Source organism: Anaeromyxobacter oryzisoli (genome assembly GCF_022690765.1).
GTDB classification, from domain to species: Bacteria; Myxococcota; Myxococcia; order Myxococcales; family Anaeromyxobacteraceae; genus Anaeromyxobacter; species Anaeromyxobacter oryzisoli.
In genome coordinates this window covers 1-4,031 of record NZ_JALCZA010000146.1, presented here as the reverse complement: position 1 = coordinate 4,031, position 4,031 = coordinate 1, and the positions used below count along the sequence as shown (strand labels likewise).

Here is a 4,031-nt window from a genome sequence, read left to right as displayed (position 1 = left end):
GGCGCCCCCGTCGCGGCGGGGGCCGTCTCGCCCCCGGCGGCCGGCGCCGCCTCGGCGCCCTGGGCGAGCGCCGCGAGCCGCGGATCGAGCGGCCCGCCGTAGAGGCGGTGGACGAGGCCGCGGACCCGCCACTCCGGCGCGACGTACGGGACGAGGTGGAGCGACAGCATGAAGCTGATCTCGTCGAGGAGCGCGAGGTCCACCGGGTAGGTGGCGACCAGGGAGAGCTCCCGGTCCTCCAGGGCGAACGGCGCGAGCCCGTGCCGCTCGGCGACGCGGGACGGGAACACGCGGCGCGCCCTGGGATCGGCGGCGTCCCACGCCGACGGCGGCGCCGCGGGGAGCTCCGCCGCTCGCGAGAGCGCGTCGAGGAGGCGCGGCTCGTCCACGAGCCCGAGCTCGAGCAGAGCGGTGTCGAGCGCGCCGCCGGCCTCGGCGCGGCGCGCCTGCGCCCGCTCCATCGCGTCGGCCGCGACCGCACCTTCGTCCACGAGGAGGGCGGCGAGGTCCGTCGGCACGAAATCGGTTGTAGGACCCCCTCGGGCGAGGGTCAAGGCGCCTCGACCACCCAGGTCCTGGCGACGAGATCGTGCAGCGCCCTCCCGCTCACGGTGAAGAGCGCGAGGAGGAGGCCGAGGCCGAGGAACGCCACCGACGCCACCGAGAGCGCCGCGCGGAGCGCGCTTCGCCCGAATGAGGGGCGATGGCCGTCCGGGCCGGCCACGCGCACACCGGCGATCCACTTCCCGAGGGTCGCTCCGGCGAGGGCGTGGCAGAGGGTTTGGTACACGAGGAACAGGATCAGCACCCCGGCCGCGAGCGGGGTGACGAGGCCGGTGTCCTCGGCGAGGCGTCCCGCCAGGCCCCACGGGGACGCAGCGGCGTCCCCGGGGAGGAGCGCAGACAGGCCCCATCCGAGCAGCGCCCCGAACGGCAGGCAGTCGATCGCCCACGCGATCGCGCGCCGGGACGGCGGAGCCCGGCGGAGGTGCACCTCGACCGCCTCGACCTCGGCGTCGGGCACGGCCAGGTCGAGCGCGGGCTCGCCCTCGTCCTCGAGCGCGGCATGGGCCGGGCCGCCGGGCTCGTCCTCGTCCTCGAGCGGGGCGCAGGGGAAGCCGGACGGCTCCGGGGCGGCGGCGACGGGGCCCGGCGGCGCGAGGGGCGGGACGTGGCGCGGCGCGGGAGGCGCGAGCGGAAAGGCCTGCCCGTCGTCGAGGACGGGCGGCGCGCCTCGCGAGAACGTCCGCTCCTCGGCCACGCGCGCGGTCCCCGAGAACGTCCGGTCGGCCTCGTCGGCGGTGAGTGGCGTCCCCGGAGAGAACGTCCGCTCCGCCGCGCGGGGCGGCGGCGCGATGCCGGAGAACGTCCGGTCTGCGCCGCGGGCGGTGAGCGGCGCCCCCGGAGAGAAGGTCCGCTCCGCCGCGGCGGGCAGCGGCGCGGTGCCGGAGAACGTCTGGCTCGCGGCGGTGCCCAGCGCGCGTCCGAGGTTCCAGTGCGACCGCGACGCGTCCGGCGCGGCGGCGACCGCGTCCCGGCGCGGCGAGCGGCGCGGGAGCGGCGCAGCCGGCTGGTCGCCGCCGTGGAGCACGGCTGGAGCGTCCCGCCCCGAGGTCGAGGTCCCTACCGCGAGCGGGCCGCCCTGCGCCTGCGCCAGGTCGAGGGTCCGGGCGATCATGGGCACCCCGTCCGGCGGCCGCGTGGCAGCGCGCCGATCGAGGGAGACCGCCGCGTCGAGCGGGCCGGGGTCGAGCTCGGGTCCGAGCGCGAGCGGGGCGCCGCACCCGGGGCAGAACATCGCCTCGTCGCTCGTCTCCCGGTGGCAGCGCGGGCAGCTCACGCCCCGAGGCTACGAGCGGATCGGAGGGGGGTCAAGGAAGGGGCCGGGCGCGCCCTTCAAGCGAGATCCCCGAACCGTGCCTGGAGCAGCGTCACCGCGACGATGGCCGCGGTCTCCGCGCGGAGGACGCGGGGTCCGAGCGCGGCGCGCCGCGCGCCCGCCCGCTCGCACGCCTGGACCTCGGCCTCGGTGAGGCCGCCCTCCGGCCCGACGACCGCGACGTACGCCGCGGCCTCCGGCTCCGGCGAATCGACCGCGAGCGGCGCGCCGCCCGGGTGGAACACGTACTTGACGGCGCCAGGCGGGAGCGCGGCGAGGGCGGCGGCGAGCGGCGCGGGCGGGCGGACCTCGGGGACGTCGTGGCGCCCGCACTGCCGGGCGGCCTCCGCCGCGATCCGGCGCCACCGGTCCGCGCGCTCCGCCCCCTTCTCGGCGTCGAGCCGCACCACCGATCGCTCCGCCGCGAACGGCGCCACGGCCGAGGCCCCGAGCTCGGTCGCCTTCTGGACGACGAGATCCATCTTCTCGCCCTTCGAGAGCGCGAACAGGAGCGAGACCCGCGCGGCGACGGCCGCGGCTTCGCGGCGCGCGCCGAGCACGAGCGCCTCGAACCGGTCGCCGACGGTCGCGTCGTACGCGGCCCCGGCCCCGTCGAAGACCTCCACGGCGTCGCCGGGGAGGAGCCGCAGCACGTCCCGCAGATAGTGGCGCGCCTCGTCGGTGAGCGCGGCGCGCCCCGCCGCGATGCGTTCCGCCGGCAGGTGGACCCGCCGGACCGTCACCCGCGCGGCCTCTCCAGCGCGAGGAGGCTCCACTCGCCCGCGCGGCGGTCGCTCCCCGGGAGCGGCTCGAGCCCCTGCGCGACGTACGCCGCCCGGACCTCGTCCTCCTGCGGCCCGAGGATCCCGGAGAGGAGCACCACCCCGCCCGGCGCGAGCTGGGCGGCGATGCCGGGGGCGAGCTCGACGAGCGTGTTCGCGAGGATGTTCGCGACCACGACGTCGAACGGTCCGCGGATCGCGGAGAGCGGCTCGACGGTCAGCTCGACCGCGGCGCCGTTCCGGGCGGCGTTCTCGCGGGCGACGCCGACCGCGACGGGGTCGTTGTCGTTGCCGGCGACCCGGCCCGCGCCGAGCTTCCGGGCGGCGATCGCGAGGAGGCCGGAGCCGGTGCCGACGTCGAGCACCGCGGCGCCGGGCCGGGCGGCGAGCCGCTCCGACAGCGCGGCGAGGCAGAGGGACGTGGTGGGGTGCGTGCCGGTGCCGAAGGCCATCCCGGGATCGAGCACGACCTCGGCGAGCCCGGCGGGCACCGGCGCGTCCACCCACGAGGGTCGGACGAAGACGCGGCCGATGATCATCGGGCCGAGCCCCTCCTTCCAGGTCTCGCTCCAGTCCTCCTCCGGCACCTCGGCGATCTCACCGCCGAGCGCGGCGGCCGCGCCGGCGGCGTCCTCGCGATCGTCGAACCAGGCGACGAGGATGGCCCGGCCCGGGGGCGGGCGCGGGAGGCCCGGCATGGGGATCCCCTCCCCATCCCGCACCTCGACGCCGCTCGCCCCGCGATCCCACAGCTCGACGGAGAGGTCCTCGGCGCGGGGCTGATCGGTCTCGACGGTGACGGAGTAGGTCGGCACGAGCGTTAGGTACCCGGTCTGCGCCCGCGGGGCCAGCGGAACGATATCGTTCCGCTCGCGCTTTTTCGTGTTCGACGGTTCGGCGGTAGCATGCCCGTCGCCATGAGCCTCCACGTCCTCCTGGTCGAGCCGGACGCCGGCCTCGCCGAGGAGATCCGCCATGCCCTCGGCTCCGCGGGATTCTCCGTCACCGCGGTCGCCGCCGGCGAGCCCGCCGTCGAGAGCTGCAAGCAGACGCCGCCCGAGCTGATCCTCCTCGCGGCGGAGCTGCCGGACATGAGCGGCTTCTCGGTGTGCAACCGGCTGAAGCGCGCGCTCTCCACCGTGCCGCTCCTCCTCTACACGGGGGAGGCGACCGACGCGGCCATCGAGGCTCACCGCCGTACCCGCACGCACGCGGACGACTACCTCAAGAAGCCGTTCGAGCTCGCCGAGCTGCTCGGCCGCGCCGCGGCGCTCCTGAACGGCGACGCGCCCGCGCCGCCGCCTCCCCCCGCGCCGCCCGCGCCGCCCCGGCTCGACGGCAGGCCGGCCGCGGCGACGGAGGGGCCCCCC

General features: G+C 77.6%; 5 protein-coding genes. 1 reads left to right on the top strand and 4 read right to left on the bottom strand.

Annotation, left to right across the window (positions count from 1 at the left end):
• From MNZ27_RS22865 to prmA, 4 genes are all read right to left on the bottom strand, one after another.
• Positions 1-518 (bottom strand): GspE/PulE/PilB domain-containing protein (locus MNZ27_RS22865; protein WP_456298398.1); only part of this gene is annotated, 518 nt, incomplete at its 3' end.
• Between the two features lie 32 nt (positions 519-550).
• The gene (locus tag MNZ27_RS22860; RefSeq protein ID WP_242396374.1) at positions 551-1,840 is read right to left on the bottom strand and encodes an RDD family protein; all 1,290 of its coding nucleotides are present in this window, start codon (positions 1,838-1,840) and stop codon (positions 551-553) included.
• A gap of 56 nt (positions 1,841-1,896) precedes the next feature.
• A complete protein-coding gene (locus tag MNZ27_RS22855) occupies positions 1,897-2,622 on the bottom strand; it encodes a 16S rRNA (uracil(1498)-N(3))-methyltransferase (protein ID WP_242396373.1) in 726 nt (241 codons plus the stop codon).
• The gene (gene prmA, locus MNZ27_RS22850; protein WP_242396372.1) at positions 2,619-3,476 is read right to left on the bottom strand and encodes a 50S ribosomal protein L11 methyltransferase; all 858 of its coding nucleotides are present in this window, start codon (positions 3,474-3,476) and stop codon (positions 2,619-2,621) included. The genes MNZ27_RS22855 and prmA overlap by 4 nt, the downstream gene beginning before the upstream one ends.
• A gap of 102 nt (positions 3,477-3,578) precedes the next feature.
• On the opposite strand from prmA, the gene MNZ27_RS22845 reads away from it, so the two are divergent.
• Positions 3,579-4,031, top strand: a 453-nt coding sequence (locus MNZ27_RS22845) for a response regulator transcription factor (RefSeq protein WP_242396371.1), incomplete at its 3' end; no start/stop codon positions are given.